The organism is Natronosalvus sp. KLKA75 (genome assembly GCF_059736265.1).
In genome coordinates this window covers 1,165,383-1,187,065 of sequence record NZ_CM185522.1, presented here as the reverse complement: position 1 = coordinate 1,187,065, position 21,683 = coordinate 1,165,383, and the positions used below count along the sequence as shown (strand labels likewise).

At 64.0% G+C, this 21,683-nt stretch carries 19 protein-coding genes and 1 tRNA gene; 13 read left to right on the top strand and 7 right to left on the bottom strand.

The features are described from left to right. Positions 1-163 precede the first annotated feature (163 nt). Both AC6I65_RS05750 and AC6I65_RS05745 read left to right on the top strand, forming a co-directional pair. Complete coding sequence (locus tag AC6I65_RS05750; RefSeq protein ID WP_497903082.1) at positions 164-520, top strand: DUF7344 domain-containing protein; 357 nt, start codon at positions 164-166, stop codon at positions 518-520. Continuing rightward, complete coding sequence (locus AC6I65_RS05745) at positions 517-810, top strand: HalOD1 output domain-containing protein (RefSeq protein ID WP_497903081.1); 294 nt, start codon at positions 517-519, stop codon at positions 808-810. The genes AC6I65_RS05750 and AC6I65_RS05745 overlap by 4 nt, the downstream gene beginning before the upstream one ends. Positions 811-1,265: 455 nt before the next feature. Here the strand turns inward: AC6I65_RS05745 and AC6I65_RS05740 are convergent, their stop codons facing one another. Continuing rightward, complete coding sequence (locus AC6I65_RS05740; protein ID WP_497903080.1) at positions 1,266-1,523, bottom strand: hypothetical protein; 258 nt, start codon at positions 1,521-1,523, stop codon at positions 1,266-1,268. A 59-nt stretch (positions 1,524-1,582) separates the two neighbouring features. Continuing rightward, positions 1,583-1,741 carry a hypothetical protein gene (locus AC6I65_RS05735; protein WP_497903079.1) on the bottom strand — a complete coding sequence of 53 codons (159 nt, stop codon included), beginning with the start codon at positions 1,739-1,741 and terminating at the stop codon, positions 1,583-1,585. A gap of 428 nt (positions 1,742-2,169) precedes the next feature. Here AC6I65_RS05735 and AC6I65_RS05730 point away from each other — a divergent pair, with 428 nt between their 5' ends. The 6 genes from AC6I65_RS05730 to AC6I65_RS05705 all read left to right on the top strand — a co-directional run bounded on the left by AC6I65_RS05730 (position 2,170) and on the right by AC6I65_RS05705 (position 10,371). After that, complete coding sequence (locus tag AC6I65_RS05730) at positions 2,170-2,733, top strand: winged helix-turn-helix transcriptional regulator (protein WP_497903078.1); 564 nt, start codon at positions 2,170-2,172, stop codon at positions 2,731-2,733. A 115-nt stretch (positions 2,734-2,848) separates the two neighbouring features. Continuing rightward, positions 2,849-6,055, top strand: a complete 3,207-nt coding sequence (locus AC6I65_RS05725; protein ID WP_497903077.1) for a M14 family metallopeptidase — start codon at positions 2,849-2,851, stop codon at positions 6,053-6,055. Positions 6,056-6,218: 163 nt separating this feature from the next. Beyond that, positions 6,219-6,398 (top strand): glycine zipper domain-containing protein, encoded by a 180-nt coding sequence (locus AC6I65_RS05720; protein WP_497903076.1) that lies wholly within the window; start codon positions 6,219-6,221, stop codon positions 6,396-6,398. A gap of 250 nt (positions 6,399-6,648) precedes the next feature. Beyond that, positions 6,649-8,334 (top strand): NADH-quinone oxidoreductase subunit D, encoded by a 1,686-nt coding sequence (locus tag AC6I65_RS05715; RefSeq protein ID WP_497903075.1) that lies wholly within the window; start codon positions 6,649-6,651, stop codon positions 8,332-8,334. Between the two features lie 97 nt (positions 8,335-8,431). After that, on the top strand, positions 8,432-9,205 hold the full coding sequence (locus AC6I65_RS05710) for an SRPBCC family protein (RefSeq protein ID WP_497903074.1): 774 nt from the start codon (positions 8,432-8,434) through the stop codon (positions 9,203-9,205). Continuing rightward, complete coding sequence (locus tag AC6I65_RS05705) at positions 9,202-10,371, top strand: zinc-dependent alcohol dehydrogenase (protein ID WP_497903073.1); 1,170 nt, start codon at positions 9,202-9,204, stop codon at positions 10,369-10,371. Before AC6I65_RS05710 ends, AC6I65_RS05705 begins: the two co-directional genes overlap by 4 nt. Positions 10,372-10,380: 9 nt before the next feature. Here the strand turns inward: AC6I65_RS05705 and AC6I65_RS05700 are convergent, their stop codons facing one another. After that, positions 10,381-12,510 carry a PQQ-dependent sugar dehydrogenase gene (locus AC6I65_RS05700; RefSeq protein ID WP_497903072.1) on the bottom strand — a complete coding sequence of 710 codons (2,130 nt, stop codon included), beginning with the start codon at positions 12,508-12,510 and terminating at the stop codon, positions 10,381-10,383. A gap of 407 nt (positions 12,511-12,917) precedes the next feature. Between AC6I65_RS05700 and AC6I65_RS05695 the strand changes: the two genes are divergently transcribed. The 3 genes from AC6I65_RS05695 to AC6I65_RS05685 all read left to right on the top strand — a co-directional run bounded on the left by AC6I65_RS05695 (position 12,918) and on the right by AC6I65_RS05685 (position 15,831). Then, positions 12,918-14,054 (top strand): cobalamin-independent methionine synthase II family protein, encoded by a 1,137-nt coding sequence (locus AC6I65_RS05695; protein WP_497903071.1) that lies wholly within the window; start codon positions 12,918-12,920, stop codon positions 14,052-14,054. A 368-nt stretch (positions 14,055-14,422) separates the two neighbouring features. Next, a complete protein-coding gene (locus AC6I65_RS05690) occupies positions 14,423-15,262 on the top strand; it encodes a VOC family protein (protein WP_497903070.1) in 840 nt (279 codons plus the stop codon). Between the two features lie 116 nt (positions 15,263-15,378). Then, positions 15,379-15,831, top strand: a complete 453-nt coding sequence (locus tag AC6I65_RS05685; protein WP_497903069.1) for a response regulator — start codon at positions 15,379-15,381, stop codon at positions 15,829-15,831. A 180-nt stretch (positions 15,832-16,011) separates the two neighbouring features. Here AC6I65_RS05685 and AC6I65_RS05680 read toward each other — a convergent pair whose 3' ends face one another. Continuing rightward, complete coding sequence (locus AC6I65_RS05680; RefSeq protein WP_497903068.1) at positions 16,012-16,677, bottom strand: DUF7504 family protein; 666 nt, start codon at positions 16,675-16,677, stop codon at positions 16,012-16,014. A 225-nt stretch (positions 16,678-16,902) separates the two neighbouring features. Between AC6I65_RS05680 and moaA the strand changes: the two genes are divergently transcribed. After that, entirely contained in the window at positions 16,903-17,886 is a 984-nt protein-coding gene (gene moaA / locus AC6I65_RS05675) for a GTP 3',8-cyclase MoaA (protein ID WP_497903067.1), read from the top strand. A gap of 57 nt (positions 17,887-17,943) precedes the next feature. Here the strand turns inward: moaA and AC6I65_RS05670 are convergent, their stop codons facing one another. The 3 genes from AC6I65_RS05670 to AC6I65_RS05660 are packed head-to-tail and all read right to left on the bottom strand — an operon-like array spanning position 17,944 to position 21,358. After that, positions 17,944-18,438 carry a DUF7519 family protein gene (locus AC6I65_RS05670; RefSeq protein ID WP_497903066.1) on the bottom strand — a complete coding sequence of 165 codons (495 nt, stop codon included), beginning with the start codon at positions 18,436-18,438 and terminating at the stop codon, positions 17,944-17,946. Then, positions 18,435-20,402, bottom strand: a complete 1,968-nt coding sequence (locus AC6I65_RS05665; RefSeq protein WP_497903065.1) for a DUF58 domain-containing protein — start codon at positions 20,400-20,402, stop codon at positions 18,435-18,437. Before AC6I65_RS05665 ends, AC6I65_RS05670 begins: the two co-directional genes overlap by 4 nt. Continuing rightward, positions 20,399-21,358 (bottom strand): DUF4129 domain-containing protein, encoded by a 960-nt coding sequence (locus tag AC6I65_RS05660; protein WP_497903064.1) that lies wholly within the window; start codon positions 21,356-21,358, stop codon positions 20,399-20,401. Before AC6I65_RS05660 ends, AC6I65_RS05665 begins: the two co-directional genes overlap by 4 nt. A 183-nt stretch (positions 21,359-21,541) precedes the next feature. On the opposite strand from AC6I65_RS05660, the gene AC6I65_RS05655 reads away from it, so the two are divergent. Further along, positions 21,542-21,624, top strand: a tRNA-Ser gene (locus AC6I65_RS05655). Positions 21,625-21,683 lie beyond the last annotated feature (59 nt).

Sequence of the window (21,683 nt, the reverse complement as noted above, 5' to 3'; positions counted from 1 at the left end):
GGGATCTCACAGCAGTCAAGTACCTCTCGACGCCGGCGAGGGACGCGGAGACCCTCGACAAATCCCTCTCTGCGCTGGAGGCCTGTGCCTGAAGCTATAAAAGGAAGTTGTATAACCAAAATGAAATCTCACGTGGAGCGGTCTCTTCAGAGTTAAGTACACCATGTTCACGGAAACCGACTCCTCGCCAATGATTCCCAGAAGAGATACGCTCCTCCTCGCGCTCGCCAATCGGCACTCTCGTTTTGTCATCGAGTACTTCAAAAATGCGTCCGAAGACCACGCCACCGTCGATGACCTTGCAATTGCGCTCGCCCGACGTGACCACGCAGACGAGACGCAGGTTGCAATCCGGCTCCACCACGCTGCACTCCCCAAACTGGACGACGCTGGACTCGTTGACTACAACAGGCGGACCAAAACGGTCCGATATCACGGTCACTCGCAACTCGAACAGATAGCGGGGCGCTTCTCCGAGTCCGGTTCCACCAACTGCCATGGAGGAGTGAGTAGCACATGACGCAAGACAAGCCCAGGCAAACGAGCCAGACACGGGAATGGTTCACCCCTGATCAGGATCGCTCGTTGACCGAAGCGGTGCTCGACGCCATCGAGGACTATAAGGGGGAAGACCTCTTGCGAGCGGATTTCGTCCTCTACGAAGACATAGACGCTGACGCGCTCAATTCCCTCTTTCGCCACGACGCACCGTCGAGAACGACCGTGACGTTCGGCACCGACGGGGTTAAGGTCGAACTCTGGGGGGGTGGTGGGGTCGAGATTCGCGTCACGGGCCGATCAGTCGAATAAGTGGCCGAGGCTGGTCCAGAACGGGCTCTGGGGGCTGTGTCGGATAGACGGCCACTACCGTGATGAGTTCTTCACTTGGACTGATCGATCAGCACCCTCCGTGGATCGGCCCTCAGCTCGTGCCACATCCGCGCTGTGTATTCAGCAGACCTTATCTGTCGAATAATAGAAGGAAATGACCCAACCCATGAGTTGCGTTGCTAATCTCTATGAGAAATCACTTCGTATCCTTGTACACGCCACTTTGGCCTATCATAGCTCCCCACATTCGGGGTTCAGCCTCTGAGAGGGAGCCCCAGTATCGCCCTTTCTCTCCGAGACCGATTCCCCTCACTACCGGTCTGAAATTCCACAGATACCCTCCATGAGGGGGTATTTTCGGGTTGTACCAGCGATATAGACGAACAGCTCCATTCAAGCATGACGAGCGTGACCGGTTCCTGATTGGGGCGACCTCACCGTCCATATATGATCGCCCCTGGCGCCTCAAGACCAATTCCACCAGCGGTCGACGCCTCAAGCCGCGTTTGGCGCGTCTCCTTAAGGACGGGATCGACGTGGCGCCACCGCGCCCGGCACCGGACCCCGCAGAACTCACGAAGTCGGTCGTTCGCCTGGCCGAATCCTAGCGACTCCCGGGCACGGGCGATTTCGTCCTCGGGGACCAGCGATAGCGCCCGCCCACACTCAAAACACGTCGACGAGGCGCTCATGAGCGCGATACCCCGCGGTTCGTCCTTCGAAGACGGGTCCCTGGAGCGCCTCAACGGCGTCAGACCGGCGATCGCGCACCAGGTGGCCGCCCGCTCGGCAGGTTCCGGTCGTCGCACCGGAAGTGCTCAAGCACGCGGTCGGCATTGAGGCCGTCCGCGCGGACGAACCGAACGGCGCCGCCGCACGCCGCGCACCTGGCCCACGGACGGGCGTTCATCAGGCCCACCTGGCGCGGCGTTCGAGGGCGCGTTCGCGGAGGTCGTCCAGGTCGTCCTCAGCCTCGATCTCGATCCGGTGTTTTCCTGGCATATTCCCACACATATCGGTAATATTTTACATACATTTTCACATATGTCCGAGATAGACACCCAATCCAAAATATATCGGCAACATTGATTTATACCAGATCGTGATATTCATGGGACTGAATGGCACGCGAAACCAGAGCAGTTCGATTTCACGGAATGGATGACACATTTGAACTGGGACAACGGCGGTGGTGGGAACCGGCTCGTAGAACGAAGCCGATACCCAATCGTAACGGGTTCGCTCGAGCGCAGTCGACGTCGTCGATGAGAGGAGGAGATTGGTAGTGGTAATGGACTGTCCGTCAAGATGTCGGTTCTTTCAACGACGAGTGTGACGATGGCGGTTTCCAAAAATGAGCCATCTGGCGATTCGTGTCCGCTCGAAAACGAACGACGGCGGACGATTTACGAGACCGTCGAGACCGAACCCGGTCTCTGTCTCTCCGCCGTGAGCGAGGAAAGCGGCATCGCACTCTCGACCGTTCGCTATCACGTCCGCGTTCTCGAAGACGAGAACGTGATCCAATCAGTCACTGTCTGTGGGAAACGACGATATTTTCCGTTCAGTCAGGACGACGTCGAGTTGCGAAGCGTCCTCTTCGAACCGGCAAAGCGACGGGTGCTAGAGGCACTGGCGACATTGGGTCCGACGCACAACGCTTGCCTCGCTACCGCACTCGAGTGCGACTCGAGTACGGTTTCACACCACCTCTCGATGCTCGAAGACGCCGGCTTCGTCGTTCGCGAGCGCGACGGCCGGACAGTCGTCAACGAACTCGATCCCACCGTCGAGTCCGTAATATTCGAAGACTGGTCGAATCACCGATCGGACGAGTCCGAGTCGCGACTCGAGGCTGAAGTCGCGAAATCGTCTACGAAGTGTAGCCGTCTCGACGGCTGATTCAATCGGTATCCGGACTTCGAGAAGACCCCTGGATGAGTTTGTCAATACCATTTTTATCATGATTATTGTTGACCGCGATAGGTCCGCTGGACCACCCTGCACACGAACTATGATGGAACACGAACACGGCGCGGACGACACGCACGAAGCCGAGGCGACCTTCGATACCGTACCGATCAACCGACGCGACTTCGTACGGCTCTCTGCTGCACTAGGTGGCGTCCTGGCCTTACCTGGCAACGCTATCGCTGACCTCGAAGACTCGGCGATGACCGACGAGTACGAGTACGTCGTCAATCACACACCCGACGACTACGCCGTCGCGACGCTGATCCAGTTCGAGGAGGAGTCGGGGATCGACGACCTGCTCGGACTCGACCTCGAGGTCGAGCTCGACGACGACTGGATTCTCGAGGAGCCACCCGCAGCCTACGCGCAACTCACGACAGCGGAGGTCGAGGAGGTACTCGAGATTCCAACCGCCGAGGAGTTGAGTTACACGCCCGGGTCGAACCCCTTCTGGCGACTGGGGTACTATCCCCTCGGCGTCTTCCCGGCACCCCACCGCGCCGTCGACTTCATCGACTACGAGCAGATGATCAGCGGGATGGAGTACCTCGAGTCCGAGCACGCAGATAGGCTCAACTTCTACGCTCTCGCGGACGCGGAGAACCCGCACGACGTCGAGTTCGGGACGAGTCCCGGCCACCACAACCGACTCACCGACCGGTACGATCCGAAAGATCTCCACGTCGCCGAAATCACGAACGACATCGACGAAATTCGTGGGACTGAGGAGTTCGAGAACCGTCAGAAGGTGATGTTCGAGGCCTCGATGCACGGCCTCGAGCGCGCCGGCCCCGAGGCGTGTTATCGCTTCATCGAACGAGTGCTCACGGGACGCGAGCAGGAGTTCGAGCGACTGCTTGACGACTGCGTGTTGATCATCCTTTCGTGTAATCCCGACGGCTGGGTGGCCCGCAGCCCGCAGTACGATAGCGGCTGGCAGACCGGGGGATCTGGTGCGACCCATCCGCGCCTTCCCGCGGCGCCACTCCACGAGCGGGGGAACGCCGAGGTGTACGACACGAACCGGCAGTACCCCACCATCGGGTGGATCGATCCGGTCCACCATCCTGGAGAGCCGGACGAGGGCCGCTGGGCAGAGGACAATCCACACGACATCGTCGACAAAGTGCCCGACGCGATGGGCGTCGTCGAGCACTTCCGTGGGTACGAAAACCTCACTCACGGCGCTGACCTCCACGCGATGTTCTGGAACTCGGATTTCATCCTGGGACTCATCAACCAGATCGAGTACACCCAGGACGAGTTCCACGACCTCTACGAGATGAACCGGACCCTGGAGACGAACCTCGAGGAGGCGATGGACGACTGGGAAACGCTCGCCGAGGTCCAGGAGGAGGCCACCGGCAAATTCAACCCCGAAGTCCTCATGCCCACGCTGCCCGAGACGGCCTACGACTACTCGACCATCTGGGACACGATCGGCTACACGATCACCGGCGGGCTCATCGGCTTCATGGGCGCCAGCGAGGATCTGGGCGGCCTCGACGTGACAACGATGGCGTTCGAGATGGCCTACAGCCACATGATCGGGGGGAACGTGTACAATCCCGAGTTAGCCGACAAGTGGGTGACGGGCTACATTGCGGCAATGAAGACGATGACCGACTACGCGCTCCGCGACGTCGACTCCGAGGTCGTCACCCGCGACGGCGAACCCACGGAGATCGCCTACGTGACGACCGACGAACTCACGCGCTCGTCGGACGACCTCTCGTTCCTGCAGGATGACGATACCGATAGCGGCGAAACCGAACTCGCCAGCACCGAGCACGAACTCATCGTCGACGCCGAATCCACCGAGACGCTGACGTTCGACGTCGCCGACGACCTGCACACGCTGTCAGTACACGCGCACGCGCCGTACGGCCTCGTCGATGTCGTGCTCCGCGATCCGAACAGGAACGAGGTCTGCTCGTACCGCCCCTCGACGTTCAACGGCGATCGACATCACCACATCCCGCCGATGGTCGTGAAAGAGCCGGCGGGTGGTGAGTGGACACTCGATGTCGAGAGCCTGATGACCGAGGAGGCGACGGAACTCCACGCTCACGTCGGGACGCTGCAGTCGGAGGCCGACAACCCGGACCCTCGAGACGCGCTCGGCTTCGAACAGCAGGAGTACGAGGTGACGCCGCTGGCGTTCTTTGACGACTTCGAGGCTGAGAACGAACTCCTCACCACGATCGCACTCACCCCCGAAGAGGTGGTCGAAGCGGGGGTCGATGCCGATCACCTCGTCGTCGTCCACGACGACCGCGGCGACGACCCCGAGGGCTACGCCGCGGCGATCGACGACTTCGTCGAGTCGGGCGGCAACCTCGTGGTGACCGACACTGGCCTCCATCTGCTCGCAGACCTGGAGACCGCACCCGGCGTCGGCGAGGGTGACATCGTCGACGAGACGTTCGGCGTCAGTCACCTCGAGGAGAAAGACGAGGAACACCCGCTGCTCACCGATACCCGCCCGATCCAGCGGATGACGTGGAAGGTGGCACCGCTCGGCTACCCGTACGCGAACGACGCGCCGATGACGCTGCTCGACGCGGATGCCTTCGAGACGTCCGGCGGAACCGTCGCCGGGACGACCGACGACCTGGTGAGCGGCGGGTCGATCTTCACCGACAGCGAGGAGTGGCGTGGTATCCACGCGATCGGCGGACTGTTTCCCCCGGCCAGTCAGCAGGAACTGCACCCCTTCGGGCTGAAGAACTACGTCCTCTCGTATTTCGGGTTCACCGTCCTCGTCAACGCGCTCGGCATGGAGCAGCGACGGTTCGTGGACGGCGAGGTCGTCCGGACGGTCGGCGACCGCGAGCAGGGCCCGCCGTTCGCGGTCGCCGGTGAGCGCGAGGATTCGGGCTCGGTGTTCACCGGCGGACAAACGAATCGCACCGAACTGGACGTCGAGGCCACCGAACCGGTTCTGGTCCGCGACACGGTGCCGGAAGGCTGGACTGCCCACGAGGAGTACGGCGACGTCGAGGCGACGACGCCGGCGTCGAACGGTGGCACGCACGTCTACTTCGGCCTCGAGGACGCCCAATCGGTCTCCGAGAACCTCACGCACTTCGCGGAGGCTCCCGACGACCTGCTCGACAGCGGTGAGTACACGTTCGGACCGATCGCCGTCTCGCGTGACACAGGCAGCGACGAGACACTCACCGACCGCGAGTGGATTCTGCTCGGTGGCACCGATCGAGACGTAACCGTCGTTGCGGAGGACGTTTGATCACGACGGCTACGGGGCGCTCGCGTGTGCTTCGACACGCCGTCGGGTCCTGAAACTCGTCGGCGTATCAGGCGTCGCCGCGACCAATAGAGGCTCAACTCACATGACCGCTTTCGGTACGTTCAGCGATAGGATTATCTCCGACTGCGGCGAGTACGTCCTTATGACTACCAGAGACGAAGAGGATGGATCCGGACGAGCGCCCGGGACGGGGATGTCGATTGGGCTCGTACTCGGCGTCGCCATCGGCGTCGCGATGGACGAGTTGGCCATCGGGATCGCTCTCGGAATTATCCTCGGTGCGGGCATGGATGCCGGCTGGCCGGAAAATCAGCAGTCGTAGATTTTCCATCGACTCGAGTGGCAACGGCAGCGACCAGAACCACCTCGCGCTCCAGGGACGAGGTTCGCCGTTACCTGTCGACCCGTCACCGATGGGCGAGCCTCGAGCCACCGTGGGAAACAGTCACCATCGACGGTCTCTCGGCTCGTCGTGACGGTCGTCTCCGTCGCCGAAAAGCTTCTTTTGCGTAGCAGGGGTGCGACGTGTACGCGCGTCGTCGAGCGCCGAGACGTGCCCAGCGGGGGATTCCATGAACGACCAATCGACACACCAGCGGGGACGGATCCCGCCCGATTTCGACCACGTCAGAAGAGACCTCGTCGACGAGAACCGGGTCGCCGAGTTACTCGAGGAGTACACCATCGGCCGAGACGACCACAAGAACGCGCCCGCGTTCGTGATTCGCCCCGATCAGGTTCAGGAGGCACTCACGACCTTACGCGAGGAGGCGGGGTTCGATCACCTCTCGTTGATCACGCCCCAGGAATACGAGGACCGCTACGAGTCGAACATCCACCTGACGAAGTACGACCGGCGGACGCACGAGGTGACATTGGTGGTTCCCCTCCCGAAGGATGAACCGGTCTGTCAGAGCGCCGAACCCGTCTTCCGCACCGCGGACTGGCACGAACGCGAGGCGTTCGACCTGGTCGGCATCCGGTATGACGACCACCCCGACCTCCGGCGAATACTCCTGCCCGAGACGTGGCAGGGGCACCCGCTTTCGCTGGACTACGACCAGAACAAGCCCCAGGTCGTCGACCTGGCGGCGCACGCCAACCCGCTCCAGCCCGACCATCACGACGCGGACACTGACACGATGTTCCTGAACGTCGGGCCCCATCACCCGGCCACCCACGGCGTCCTCCACCTGGAAACCGTCCTCGACGGGGAGTCAGTCGTCGGCGTCGATCCCGACATCGGCTACCTCCACCGCTGCGAGGAGCAGATGTGCCAGCAGGGCACCTACCGCTACCAGATCATCCCGTACTCGAACCGGTGGCACTACACGTCGAACCTCCCCAACGAGTGGGCCGTCGCCCGCGCCATCGAGGATCTCGCGGACCTCGAGGTCCCCGAGTACGCGCAGGTGTTGCGGACAATGACGACCGAACTCGGTCGGATGCTGGGTCACTTCCTCGCCGTCGGCACGTTCGCCCTCGACGTGTACGGCGACTTCACGGCCATCTTCCAGTACGCGTTCCGCGACCGAGAGGTCGTCCAGGACATCCTCGAGGACCTCACAGGCCAGCGGATGATGTTCTACTACTTCCGCCTGGGTGGAGTCGCCTGGGATCTGCCCGAACCTCGCGAGGATTTCATCGAGAAGACGCGGACCTTCCTCGACGGACTCCCGCGGAAGATGAACGAGTACGGCGCCCTCCTCACGAGCAACGAGGTCTACCAGATCCGGACCGTCGACACCGGCATCCTCGAGCCGGAGGTGGCGAAGGACTACGGCTGCACCGGACCCGTCGCGAGGGGGTCGGGCGTCGACTACGACCTCCGGCGGGACGACCCGTACGGCTACTACCCGGAACTGGAGTGGGACGTCGTCACCGAGGACGGCTGTGACAACTTTTCGCGCGTGCTCGTACGCTTGGACGAGGTCGAGGAGAGCGCCAAGATCGTCGAACAGTGTCTGGACCTGATCGAGGACTGGCCCGAGGACGAGCGAACTGTACAGAGCAACGTCCCCCGGACGCTCAAACCGCCGGCGGACACGGAGACTTACCGGGCGGTCGAGAGCGCCACGGGCGAACTCGGCGTCTACGTCCGGTCGGACGGCTCGAACTCGCCGGCCCGGTTCAAGATCCGGAGCCCGTGTTTCCACAACCTCTCCGCGTTACCGGAGATGGCCGAAGGGGAGTACGTCGCGGACATGATCGCCACGCTGGGCAGCCTCGACATCGTGCTCGGGAGCGTCGACAGGTGACGGGTCCACGAGAAACGATGCCGCGGGCGCGGTGGCTGCACTTTCAACCCGTTGATCGATGGGGACAATCGTCGCGAGTACAGGTAGAGGGATTTCGATGACGCAATCTGGAACCGTCGAACACCGATCCGCGAAGACCGGTTCGACCGCAATCGATCGACCCTTCTGGGCGCGCCTCGCGAGCATCGTCGCCGGCGGCGCGCTCCTGGTGATCGGGGTGAGAAAGCGTTCGCTCGGCGGAGCGATAGCCGCGGGCGTCGGCGCCCTGCTCTGTTATCGGGGTCTCGCGGCGCGCGACGGGAGAGGAACCGCTCTCGAGTCGGAACTGCTCGAGTCGGAACCGGACGGCGATCGGAGACCCGACGCGCGGTTCTCCGGCGCGGCCCCGGCGGTGGAACGATCGATCACGATCGACCGATCGCCGGAGGAACTCTTCGAGCGGTGGCGCGATCCCAACACCGTGACGAGGGTTCTCGGGTCAGTCGTCGACGTCACCGCGGACGATCCGGACGTCTGGACGTGGCGAATCGCCGGCCCGTTCGACCGGCAATGGACCTGGAAGACGGAGGTCGTCGAATCGGAGCCCGGTACGTTTATCGGCTGGGAGTCGCACGACGACGCGGCGATCCCGAGCTGGGGAACCGTTCGGTTCCGGCCCGCGCCCGCGGACCGCGGAACGGTCGTCACGCTCGATCTGAATTTCGACCCGCCCGGCGGGGCGCTCGGTGACGCAGCGGTGAACCGCAGCGGGATCGTTCCCGCCACGCTCGTGACGAAGACTCTTCGGCGATTTAAGGCCCTCGTCGAGACGGGTGAGATCCCCACGCTCGAGCGAAATCCCTCCGCGCGAGGCTACGGTGATCTGGTATGAGAGCACTCTGTTGGCACGACGTCAACGACCTCCAGGTGAACGACGTTCCGGAGCCCGAGATCGTCAACCCGCGAGACGTCGTGCTCCGGGTGACGAAGACGACGGCCTGTGGCTCGGACCTGCACTTCATCGACGGCTACCTGCCGACGATGCGCGAGGGAGACGTCATCGGCCACGAATTCATGGGTGAGGTGGCGGAGGTCGGGCCGAGCGTGTCGGACCTCGAGCGAGGCGACCGGGTCGTCGTCCCGTCGTTCATCGGCTGCGGGAACTGCGGGTACTGCGCGGACGATCTCTGGTCGCTGTGTGACAACACGAACCCGAACCCGGAACTACAGGAACCGATCCTGGGTGACGTAACCGCCGGCATCTACGGATACACCCACGCCTTCGGTGGGTACGCCGGCTCCCACGCCGAGTACGTTCGCGTCCCGCACGCCGACGAAAACTGCTTTCACGTTCCCGACGAACTGGACGACGAGCAGGCGCTGTTCGCCTCCGACGCGTGGGCGACCGGCTACATGGGCGCCGACTTCTGTGGGATCGAAGACGGGGACACGGTCGCCGTGTGGGGCTGCGGCGGCGTCGGGCTGATGGCCCAGCAGAGCGCGAAACTCATGGGCGCCGAACGCGTGATCGGGATCGATCGCTTTCCCGAACGGCTACAGCTCGCGCGAACGGAGGCCGGCGCCGAGACCGTCGACTACACCGCCGTCGACAGCGTCGTCGACGAACTCGACGCTCGAACCGGCGGTCGCGGCCCCGACGCCTGTATCGACGCCGTCGGGATGGAGGCCCACGGCACGGGCGTCGTTCACGCCTACGACCGGCTCAAGCAACGACTCAAACTCCACACCGACCGCGGGGAGGCGCTCCGACAGGCCATCGTCGCCTGTCGGAAGGGCGGCACCCTCTCGATTCTCGGCGTCTACGGACTGATGGACAAGTTCCCCCTGGGAATCGTCATGAACAAGGGGCTCACCGTCCGAACCGCCCAGCAGCACGGCCAACGCTACGTCCCACGGCTGCTCGAGCACGCTGCCGAGGGCGAGATGGACCCGTCGTATCTGGCGACGCACGAACTCTCCCTCGAGGATGCACCTCGCGGGTACGAACTGTTCAAGCACAAGAAAGACGGGTGCGTGCGGCCAGTCTTCACCCCCTGAGCATCCTGGCTACGTCTCGTCGTCGGTTTCGTTCCCGTTCGTTTCGTCGTCAGTTTCGTTGCCGTCAGCACCGTCGCCCTCGTCTTCGTCCTCGTCGATAGGCTCGTCCTGGGTGTCCTCGGTCGCCTCCTCGTCCGCCTCCTGTTCGTCAGTCCCGTCCTCGGGTACCGAGATATCGTCTCCCTCACCCGGTGGGACGATCTTCATGACGACTCCCGTGTCGCCCGACGGAACACCCTCCCGGTTCGCGAGGACGTAGACGTTGCCGTCGCCATCCTGGCCGAACTGCCGAACGAAGTAGGGGAACGAACCGTCTTCGGTCCCCGAGACCTGGAGTTCTTCCATCTCCCAGAGTTCGTCGCGGGGGACGGCTTCGACGTCCTCCTCCCCGCCGTCAGCATCGTCGCTCGAGTTGGTATCCGTCGTCTCGTCGTCGCCCGAACCTCCGTCGTCGTCCGAATCGTCATCGGTAGGCTCTGACGCCGCGAGGAGTCGACCCGCCGGCGCCTGGCGCGCCGGATCGGCCGTCCAGTCGCCGAAGACGTACTTGCCCTGTAACTCCTCGAGCTGGTCGGCCTCGTACACGTGGCCGCCGATGATCGTGATCCCGACTGTCTCACCCTCGTACACGTGGGGGTACTCGACGATCGGATCCTGCAGTTCCTGGCCGTTGTACGGCGGTTCGTCGGGAGCGGCGTCCGGACAGTCTGCGGGCGGATCGCTCGGGCTATCCGTACTGAAGCAGTGGGTCCCCTCCTTGACGTTCCAGCCGTAGTTGCCGCCGGCCTCGACGAGGTTCGCCTCCTCGTAGAGGTCCTGTCCGGCGTCGGAAACGAACAGCCGCCCGTCGCTGTCGAACGAGATGCCGAATGGGTTCCGGAACCCCCACGCGTAGTACTCGTCGATGGCATCGTCCACGTCGACCAGGGGGTTGTCGTCCGGGACGGCGTAGGGCTCGTCGCCCTCCGCGTCGACGTCGATCCGATGGATGCCGCCGAGGAGGGTATCGGTAACGTTCTGTCCGTTTCCGCCCGCGTTCTCGTCGTACCAGTCCTCGAGGTGGCCCTCCATGTCGTCGTTTGCGCCGCCGCCGTCGCCCATCGGGACGCACAGGTAGCCGTCGGGTCCGAAGGCCATCGGGCCCGCGTCGTGGTTGTACTGCGGTTTCTGGAACTCCAGGAGGACGGTCTCCGAATCCGGGTCGGCTTCACTCCGGTCGCCCGACGCGTGGAACTCCGAGACGACTTCGACGTGGCTCCAGCCATCGGGCGTCTCGTCGTTCGGCGGCGCGCTATAGTGAACGAAGAAGCGACAGTTCTCGGCGAAGTTCGGATGGACCTCCACGCCGAGGAGGCCCCGTTCGTCGTAGTCCTGGTTCGGATCGGCGTACGATCCTTCGAACGTCCCGAGTTCGACCAGCCGGTCGCTCACGTCGAGGAACGGTTCCTCTCGCCGTCCGTCGCCGTCGACGAGCCAGAGTTCGCCCGTTTGATCGGCGACGAGGTACTGGTCCTGGTCCTGGTCCTGACCCCCACCGATCACGGCAAAGTCGGTCGGCGCCGTCATCCCCTCCGCGACCGACTGGAGCCCGATTTCGGCCCCCGGGTCGAAGAACGCCGGCACTTCGCCGTCTTCCGACTCGTCACCGGTTTCGTCGTCGGACTCACCGCCGACCGAGACCTCCCCACGCATCGTCCCCGCGTGCGGTTCGCAGTAGTACTCCGCCATCTCGCTCGTCGCCTCGAACTCGAGCGTCTGGGTCTCCCCTTCCTCGGCCAGGAGTTCGGTGCCCTCGAGTTCCTCGCCGTCGCCGTCGACGATGGCGATGTTGTGCGCCTGGCCGTCGAGATTCTCCCACGTGAGTTCGTACGTCGTTCCCTCCTCGAGTTCCAGCGTGGGGTTGGTTTCGCCTTCGATTTCGCCCGGAGCGACTCCTTGCCATCCGCTGGTCTCGCCCCCGAGTTCGATCGTCTCGCTCTCCTGGGCGAGCGTCGAGTTACCGATTGCGGCGAGGCCGCCCGCAGCGGCGGTCGCCTGGAGCAGTCGTCGCCGCGTGGTCGGCCACCAGCGAGAGTTCCCGGTCCCTGCGGATTCGTACGGACGAGTGGTTCGCTCGTCGTCGCCTGGCTGTTCGCTCATAACGCTCGAGACGGCGAGAGACGAATGAATAAACGCCACCAACCGTTCCCCTCGTTTTCTCGCTCAATTGGCTGTTGTCCCTAAAGTGGACGACGAGCACAGGGTGACGCAGACGTAACGTGGAGTTACTCGACGACGCCGTCGGATCCGCTCCGTCGTGGCCGACTACCCGGTCGATCCTTCCGCCGATCGTATTGCAACACTTCTCGCCTCCAGAACGAGCAAAACAGCGCGTTTACCGAAATATATCGAGTGGACTATCGACGGCGATGGGGGCTGGCCGTGATCGAAATCGACGTCGACGTGGATGTCGATGGCCGCCCGTACCCCCCGCGTGACGGTCGAAGCAGCGGAGAAGAGAATATAAACGTGGCTCGACCACGTTCACGTGACACGAGTGAACGTAGATGTCCAGTGATCTCTCCATCCAGACGACGCACGTCGGGAGCCTTCCCCGGTCGGACGCCCTCCGCGAAGTGTTGCGTCGCAATGACGATTCACGTTCAGAGGCGTTCGAGACCGCCGTCGGCGAGGCGGTCCGCGACGTGGTCCGGAAACAGGCCGAAGCGGGGATCGACGTCGCGAACGACGGCGAACAGAGTCGACTCGCGTACTCCGTCGACGTGACGAACCGCCTCTCCGGGTACTCGGATCGGTTCGCCGAGCGCGACCTACCGGCCGACCTCGAGGAGTATCCCGAGTTCGCCGAACACGCGCTGGGTGACATCGACAACATCGGCGGACCGATCGCGACGGGTCCCATCGAGTACGTCGGGGAGGAGGCCCTCGAGCGAGACCTGACTCGCTTCGACGAGGCGGTCGAGGAGACGGGCGTTTCCTTCAGCGATCGATTCCACACTGCACCGTCGCCGGGGGCCGTCCTCCGGTTCACCGACTCGACGTATCACGACTCGAACGAGGCGTACATCTTCGACCTCGCAGAGTCGCTCCGGACCGAGTACGAGATCATCGTCGATAGCGGTGCCCAGTTACAGATCGACGCGCCGGAACTGCTCGCCGGGTTCACGATCACCTACAAGGACGCCTCGACCGACGAGTTCCGCGACCAGGTCGAAACCTACGTGGAGGCGATCAACGTCGCGCTCGGCGACGTCCCGTCCGACCGCGTTCGACTCCACGCCTGCTGGGGGAACTATCCGGGTCCCCACCACCACGACGTGGCGCTTGGCGACGTCATCGACAAATTCTATGAGGCCGACGTTTCGGGGCTGGTCGTCGAAGGCGCGAATCCCCGGCACAACCACGAGTATCGAACCATCGCGGAACACCCGCTCCCCGACGACTGGACGCTCGTCCCCGGCGTGATCGACGTGAAGACGAACGTCGTCGAGCACCCCGAGGTCGTCGCGGACCGACTCGAGCGATTCGCCGAGAGCGTCGGTGATCCGTCGCGAATAGTCGCCGGTTGCGACTGTGGCTTCGAGACGGTGATGACTGCGAATCTCGTCTACCCGGACCTCGTCTGGAAGAAGCTCGAGTCGCTCGTCGAGGGTGCGGAACTCGCCTCGAGTCGGCTCACGTGACCGGGCTGATCCATCGGGGATGGGTCGGGGTCGATGGATCGGCGCAGTTGCGGTTCACAGTGCGTGCTCGTGGTTCGTGGTCCGTGGTCGCGGTTCGCAGAGTTTCCGCCGCCAGACGGTTGTCTCTTCTATACGGTTGCCGCCTCTCGGACGGTTGCCGCTTCCTGAACGAATTGGTGAACCGGACAAACCAGGAGGACGCACTCCCTCGAGCAACCGCCGGATGACATAGACGTAACCAGGTGAAACCGGTGTTCGCGAAAGTATATCGGACTCACGCCCGAATATCTAACAGAACATCGTGACAGCCACCAGCCGGATCGACGACCGACGAACACCGCCCGCCGCCGACGAGGATCACGAATCGCATGACTGACCACCTCCCGGATTCGACGCGCATCGGCCGCACCGCGCTGACCGTCGCGAACCTCGAGGAATCGATCGAGTTCTATCGGGACGTCGTCGGGCTCGTCGTCCGAGCGAACAGCGAGACGGCAGCGACGCTCGGCACCGAGACGGAACCGTTGCTCGAGCTTCGCCGAGACGCCGATGCCCCTCCACGTAATCGGAGCCAGGCGGGGCTGTTCCACAACGCTTTCGAGGTCACCTCGAGAGCCGCGCTCGGGGCTGCCCTCGAGCGGATTCGCGACAGCTGGACGCTGAACGGGGCCTCCGACCACTACGTCAGCGAGGCGCTGTACCTCGACGATCCCGACGGCAACGGCGTCGAGATCTACTGCGATCGACCGCGATCAGCGTGGCCGCGCCGCGACGACGGAACGGTTCGGATCGGCACAATTCCGCTGGATCTCGAGGCCGTCGCCGCCGAATCGGACGGAGCGACGACCGTTCCCGACGGGACGACGGTCGGCCACGTCCACCTCGAAACGACCTCGCTCGAGGCCGCTCGAGAGTTCTACGTCGATATGCTGGGATTCGAAGTACAGACCGAACTCGACAGAGCCCTGTTCGTCTCGGCGGGCGGCTACCATCACCACCTGGGCGTGAACGCGTGGGCCGGTCGATCACAGCCACGACCGGTGGACGGCCGCGGGCTGGCGTGGTTCGAACTCCTCGTTCCGAGCGCGGCGGCACTCGAGACGATCCGTGACCGGCTGGACGCCACCAACGTCTCCGTAACGGAGCGTGAGAACGGGTTCGAGACCATCGATCCGGACGGGGGCACGGTTCGCGTCGGAATCGCGTGAGCCGTCACGAGCGTACGTCGTCGCTTGTGGTTCTTCCACACGAAATCGACGCGTATCGGTGCTTACCCCACATGCTTAGGGACCACCTTTAGGCAGGTCTGGAAGAAAGGACGTGTGTGCAGACGTTCAGACCAACGGAGCCCGTCGATATTCTCCTCATCGAGGACAACCCAGGTGACATTCGGCTCACCGAGGAGGCGTTCAAATCGGCTCTGAACGAGGTGCGCTTTCAGATTGCGACGGACGGCGAGGAAGCCGTCCGATTCTTACACGAGTGCCAACAGGACGACGAACGGCCCTTTCCCGATCTGATCTTGCTAGACCTGAACCTCCCTCGGCTCGACGGATTTTCGATTCTCGAGATGCTCAAAGACGACTTCGATCATCCGTCCCCGCCGGTGTTGGTCCTCTCGAGTTCGACGGCCAGAGAGGACATCATCAAATCGTACGAACGGGCCGCCAACGCCTACCTGACCAAACCCGATTCGCCGGACGAGTTCGATTCGATGGTGCGAGCGGTCGAGGATTTCTGGATCGAGTCGGTACAGCACCCACCGATCGAGTCCTGAGGCGGAGAGCCGTCGTCAGGAATCGTCGCGTCCCGTTGCGTCCGACTCTTGCCGACGCTTTCTGATCGTCGATACCTGCCGTTGCTTCGCCTCAGAAGGGTTTTTTCGGTAGTAGCAGGTTTCACGCCGTCGTACACAGGGCCAAACTCGAGCGGTAGTCGCAGAGCGTCGAACTCATACTCACGGCTCGAGTTCGACGACGTCGTCGAAGAGATGCGTAAGTGTCATGATCGTCTCCCTGTCGTGGACCGACGAGTCGACGTGGACGTACGCGACAGCGTCGGCCCGACGAATCTCCTCGAGGGTCACGTGCAGGAATCGGAAGGTCATCTCGAGACCCTTGCGCTCGAGGAGCGGCGTGAGTGATTCGAACCAGAGGATGGGGTGCTGGTTTGGATTCGAGTTCGAGTGTCCATCTCCATCTTCAGCTTTGATCTCGGCCTCGGTTTCACCCTCGCCCTCGTCCCACCGCGAGAGTGCGTCGCCGATCGCGATGCCGATGCCGGTGACGTCCTCGGTACCGACAGTGAGGATGTGCGCCTGGGGGAGTTCCACGGAACTGGCGCCGGCGGCTACCGAGCGGGTGACCTCGCCGATGGAGACGATGCTGAACTGGCTCGGAAAGTTGCCGATGCGCGACCGCCAGGCGTCCAGGATGGCTTCGGCCGTGTGGACGCGCGAGACGACGACCGTCGGCCGCTCGTCGTCGGTCTCGCCGGTCGGATCGGGAGAACGAATGCCCTCGACGGTGGTGACGATGTCGGACGCGTCCATGGAGGGGCTGACGACCAGTACGCTCGAGCCCGGGTCGTACTGATCGAGCGCTGCCGGAGGAGAACGTCCCATAGGAACCCCTCGTCGGTCCTCGTAATAAAGTGCCCGGCCGTGACAGCCCAGAACGGAGTAAATATTACCACACCGACCTTCGAGGAATCGGTTGCCTCGTCGATGGTAGTTGCCCGCATACCCCTGGAGGAAAGCTACGCACGTGCCTAAAAAGTAAGCACAAACGGTTACCTCTCGTCCGAATGTACCCTCGAGTTTAAGCGGTTTCGTGCGTAAGACAGTCGCATGCTCACCGACGACTTCGGGCGCGAGGTTTCCGGGGTACGTATCTCGCTCACCGATCGGTGTAACTTCGACTGCATCTACTGTCACAACGAAGGACTGGGGGACACGCGGGGACCGATGGACCCGCAAGAAAACGAGATGGGGACCGACGACGTCGTCCGCTTTCTCGAGGTCGCCGCCGAGTTCGACGTCGAGGCCGTCAAGTTCACCGGCGGCGAGCCGATGTTGCGTGACGACCTCGAGGAGATTATCGAGCGGACGCCCGACTCGATGGCCGTCTCGCTGACGACTAACGGTACCTTCCTGCCCGACCGCGGCGAAGCGCTCGTCGACGCCGGACTCGAGCGAGTGAACGTCTCCCAGGACGCCCTCGATCCGGAGGCGTTCGCCGCGGTGACGAAGAGCGGGGCCTACGACCGGGTGATCGAGGGCGTCGAAGCGGCGCTCGAGGCCGGACTCGACCCCGTCAAACTCAACATGGTCGTGTTCGAACACACCGCGGGGTACGTCCCGCAGATGGTCGAGCACGTGGCCGAAAACGACGGCCTCCAGCTCCAGTTAATCGAGTACATGCCGGAGTTGACCGGCAAGCCCGAGTGGCACGTCGAGATCGAGCGCGTCCATGACTGGCTGGCCGAGCAGGCCGAGGCAATCGAACACCGCGAGATGCACGACCGGAAGCGCTACTGGATCGGCCAGGAGGACGGAGACGGTCGCGGGATGGTCGAGATCGTCGACCCCGTCGAGAACCCGACGTTCTGTGCGAACTGCCACCGCGTTCGCGTCACCCACGAGGGGTACCTCAAGGGCTGTCTCAACCGCAACGACGACCTGCGTCCGATGGGCGAGATGACCAGACCCGAGATTCGTGAGGCGTTCCGCGAGGTCGTGGCCAATCGCGTCCCCTACTACGGCGAGTACATGGTCCGGAACGCAAGTGGAGAGTGGGAACTCAACGACGAGTACATCGACATCGGCGCCTGATTCACGACTCACGGAAGAACGTTATTTGGTGTCCTGTCGCAGCCACGAGGGCGAACGCTACTTGAGCGCGGCCACGAGAAAGACGACGGCGAGCAACAGCAACACGACGCCTCCGGCGGGCTGTCCGCCGCCGCCGAAGACGTACACGCCGTACCCGAGGGTCGCCGCGACCAGCCCGACCGAGAGACTCGAGACGACGTGGACGCCCTCGAGGCGGCGAGTGTCGGTTTCGCGGCCGAGTTGCTCGCCGAGTTCGACGGCGCTCCGGCCGAGATCGAGGGCGACGAGGGCGGCGATAGCACCGACGACCGTCACTTCGGGGGGCATCCCCTGCAACCCGCTGACGACGACGGCAACGAACAGCAACCCGGCGCCGGCGTCGGTCGCGTCGGTGATCCCCCACACCAGACCTGCGGCGAGCGAGGCGGTTCCGACGACAGCGAGAACCGCGCCGGCTGGCGACCCGACGACGGTCGCTCCGACGACGATCACCGCGGCGAGAGCCGCTCCGAGGCTCGCGATCCGCGTCGGTCGCCTGGTCAGTTCGTTCATCGGCGACCACCCGCGTTCGCTCGAGCGACCGCCTCGTCGATCGTCTCCGATGGCTCCCAGTCGATCACGGGGACGCCGGCGCGCTGGAGGTCGAACCGCCTGATGCGGCGGGCGACGCGGGCAAGTTGCTGGCTGGTCGTCCGTTCGGCCGTCGGGTTCGGACTGATGACGGTGAGCGCGTGGCCCCTGGCGTCAAGACGGCGGACGATCCGGGCCGCGGCGGCGTCGCACAGGGGACTGAGGAAGACGATCTGGGTCTCGGCGGCGAGGCGACGACGGATCATCCGCAGTTGGGGTCGCCACTGGGTCTCATCGCGGGGCGGCTCCGTCGAGAACTGTTCGTGGGACGCGAGCGCCTCGCTGAGTCGAATTCGGTGGTGTTGTCCCGACGAGGGGGCGATCCAGCACGTCTCACGCAAGTTGAGCCGCTGGTTGGCTTCCCGGTTGACGGGGCCGAGCGCGGCCAGCCCGACCGTATCGCCGGTGTCGAGCAACGACGCGGCGATCCGACCGGCCGCTTCGACGGAGCGATCGATGGCGTGAGCGGCGTCGGGTTGGTGTGCCAGGTAAGAAGCCTTCCGTGCGTCGATCAACACGAGGACGCGAGCGGCCCGCTCCTCGTGGAACTCGAGAGTCGCGAGTTCGCCCGACCGGGCGTGACGATTCCAGTCGATCCGGTTGAGCGGGTCGTTGCGCCGGTACTCGCGAACCGAGTGAAACTGCATTCCCTCCCCCGAGTCGGCGGTCGTCAGCTGACCGGAAAACGCCGCGGCGGCGGGTCTGAGCGGGACCGCGGTCGTGAGCGGCTGGAGCGTCGGTTCGGCGACGATGGCCGTCTCCGTCTCGGTCGTGAGATACGATTCGCGTTCACTCGAGCGCGAGAGGTCGCGCGTGAGCGCGAGTGCCGGGTCGAACGCGTGTCTGCCGCGGCGGGCCGTGACGGTGTACTCGAGGGTCACCGAGTCGTGGGGGCGAAGCGACGTCCCGAGCCGTGCCGAACCCGACTCGAGTGCGAGCCCCGCGGGAATCCCGTCGACGAACCGGAGGTCCGGGACGAATCCGCCCGAGTCGTTGGTGATCGTCACCGTTACCGTCACCTCCTCGCCGGGATCAGGGTGGTCGGCACTGAGCGTGCGCTCGAGGGTGAGGTCGGGGTCCGGGGCGGCCCGCAGGTGGGCGAAGCCGGCGTAGCCAACCCCGACGACGCCAGCGAGGACGGCGCCCGGTGACTGGGCGACGGCACCAGCGCCGACGGCGAAGAGCGCGAGGCCGCCGACGCCCGTCCAGTACCCCGTCTCGCGAACCGACCGTTCGACCCGGCCGGTGAACGAATCCTGGGTCGTCCGTGGGGTGACGTCCTCCAGTTCTTCCGGGTCGTACTGCGGGATCGAGTCGGGCAATACCTGATCGCCGAGACCACCGTAGCCGATCGCCGCGATCGAGGCCGCCGTTCGCCGGACGTTCTGACGGAACGTCGTCTCGCGGTCGAGTGCAGCCACGACCCGATTCCGGAGGGACGTCTCCGGGAGGTCGAGGTCCGGCGAGAGAAATGCAGCGACGCGTTCGTCGGCCGTCCAGGTACCCGATTCGACGCGGTCGCGCGCTTCGTCCGTCGAAAGCCCATCGAACCGCGTGAGAACCGCCATCGCGGCCTCCCGGAGTCCGTCGACGATGCGTCTCGAGCCGGAGACGAATCCGTAGGAGTCGGTTCGAAACTGGGCGATGGCGCTCGAGAGCGTTCGTCCAGGAACGGGGACAGTCGTCCGGTGTTCGGGATCCGTCGTCTTCGTCAGGTCGCGCTCGGTGCGGCGACGGCTGAATCCGCTGATCGCGACCAGAATCGCCACCACACCTATCAGACCGATCAGACTCTGTCCGGCGTTGAAGTTGGTCGCACCGACGAGAACGAGAACGCCCGCGAGAAACACGAAAACGCCGACGACGAGCGGCAGACGGCGGGTCATCGGTCGTCACCCCGCTCGTCTCGGCTGGCGGCGTCCGTTTCGCCGTACGTCGACTCGATCGCTCGCAGGATCGAGACCGCCCGTTCCTCGCGTTCGTCGGTCGTGTCCTCGTGGCCATAGCGAACGGCCTCGAACAGGTCCGTGAGTTCCTCGACGTGGTCGCGCTCGAGGCCCGCGTCGACCGCGACGGCCGCGAACTCGCGAGGCGTCGTCGACTCGGGACGGTCGACCTTGAGGAGGTCGGTCATCTCGAGCCAGGCGTTGTAGATCTCGTTGTCGACGCCCGTCGAGGACTCGTCGGCGATTCGATCCGCGGCGCGACCGGCGGCGGCCGCGACCGCCGCCTGTTCGGGGTTTTGGCCGTCCGCCGCCTCCTCGAGTGCCGCAGCGTCGTCCGCGGACGAGGACCGCTTGCTCGCGACGAGGCCCCCGACGAAGATCGTCGCGATGACGGCGAGCGCACCCAGGAGCGGACCGAAATCGAACGAGGTGTCCGTACTCTGGGCGTCGCTCCCGGGGCTGCCGCCACCGCCTGAGCTATTGTTTGGCGGATCGACCGTCCCGTTCTCGTCCGGGAACTCCGGCGGCGCGCCGAGTTCGAGGATGAGGTAGACGAGCGCGAAAATGACGAGCGCCGCGAGCACCGCGGCGGCTCCCATTTTGACGAGCTCGCGCCGGTAGTTGATCAGGTACCAGACTACCACGAGCGCCATGATGATTAGTAACGCGTACACGAGATACTGGAGAAATACCGGTGTCGAGCCCCATACGCCCGCACCCGAATCGGCGTACGGCTCACCTTCTCCTTCGCCCGGCCCTTCGCCGACGCCTTCGCCGGTGCCGACGCCGTCGCTCCCGGGATCGGTGGGCGTAGTGATAGTCGCGGCGACGAGGCCGATCGCGACGATCACGAGGAGGGCAACCACCAGTCGGAGGAGCGTTTCTTTGGAAGGCACCGATTGTCAGTGCGTTGTTCCTAGTTCCTAATAAGTCGTAGCATTTCGAGGTGGTAGCACGTGACTCGAGAGCGACGAATCACGGCCTTTCGTTGCCCTTAAGTACTGGCCACGGGAAGTGACGGGTGCAATACGAATGTAGGGGGTCGGCCCCGAGTCCGCGAGGGCGACAATGACCACGGTGTCGTGGTAGCCAAGCGGCCCAAGGCGCATGGTTGCTAACCATGTGGCGTCAAGCCTCCGGGGTTCAAATCCCCGCCACGACGTCGATCACCCACTCGCAGCCGGTCACGAGTCACGGGACCCAAGCATACAACCCGTGACC

Coding starts and splice junctions, on each gene's coding strand:
- AC6I65_RS05750 (WP_497903082.1), top strand. CDS start 164: ATGTTCACGGAAACCGACTCCTCGCCAATGATTCCCAGAAGAGATACG.
- AC6I65_RS05745 (WP_497903081.1), top strand. CDS start 517: ATGACGCAAGACAAGCCCAGGCAAACGAGCCAGACACGGGAATGGTTC.
- AC6I65_RS05740 (WP_497903080.1), bottom strand. CDS start 1,523: ATGAGCGCCTCGTCGACGTGTTTTGAGTGTGGGCGGGCGCTATCGCTG.
- AC6I65_RS05735 (WP_497903079.1), bottom strand. CDS start 1,741: ATGAACGCCCGTCCGTGGGCCAGGTGCGCGGCGTGCGGCGGCGCCGTT.
- AC6I65_RS05730 (WP_497903078.1), top strand. CDS start 2,170: ATGGCGGTTTCCAAAAATGAGCCATCTGGCGATTCGTGTCCGCTCGAA.
- AC6I65_RS05725 (WP_497903077.1), top strand. CDS start 2,849: ATGGAACACGAACACGGCGCGGACGACACGCACGAAGCCGAGGCGACC.
- AC6I65_RS05720 (WP_497903076.1), top strand. CDS start 6,219: ATGACTACCAGAGACGAAGAGGATGGATCCGGACGAGCGCCCGGGACG.
- AC6I65_RS05715 (WP_497903075.1), top strand. CDS start 6,649: ATGAACGACCAATCGACACACCAGCGGGGACGGATCCCGCCCGATTTC.
- AC6I65_RS05710 (WP_497903074.1), top strand. CDS start 8,432: ATGACGCAATCTGGAACCGTCGAACACCGATCCGCGAAGACCGGTTCG.
- AC6I65_RS05705 (WP_497903073.1), top strand. CDS start 9,202: ATGAGAGCACTCTGTTGGCACGACGTCAACGACCTCCAGGTGAACGAC.
- AC6I65_RS05700 (WP_497903072.1), bottom strand. CDS start 12,510: ATGAGCGAACAGCCAGGCGACGACGAGCGAACCACTCGTCCGTACGAA.
- AC6I65_RS05695 (WP_497903071.1), top strand. CDS start 12,918: ATGTCCAGTGATCTCTCCATCCAGACGACGCACGTCGGGAGCCTTCCC.
- AC6I65_RS05690 (WP_497903070.1), top strand. CDS start 14,423: ATGACTGACCACCTCCCGGATTCGACGCGCATCGGCCGCACCGCGCTG.
- AC6I65_RS05680 (WP_497903068.1), bottom strand. CDS start 16,677: ATGGGACGTTCTCCTCCGGCAGCGCTCGATCAGTACGACCCGGGCTCG.
- moaA (WP_497903067.1), top strand. CDS start 16,903: ATGCTCACCGACGACTTCGGGCGCGAGGTTTCCGGGGTACGTATCTCG.
- AC6I65_RS05670 (WP_497903066.1), bottom strand. CDS start 18,438: ATGAACGAACTGACCAGGCGACCGACGCGGATCGCGAGCCTCGGAGCG.
- AC6I65_RS05665 (WP_497903065.1), bottom strand. CDS start 20,402: ATGACCCGCCGTCTGCCGCTCGTCGTCGGCGTTTTCGTGTTTCTCGCG.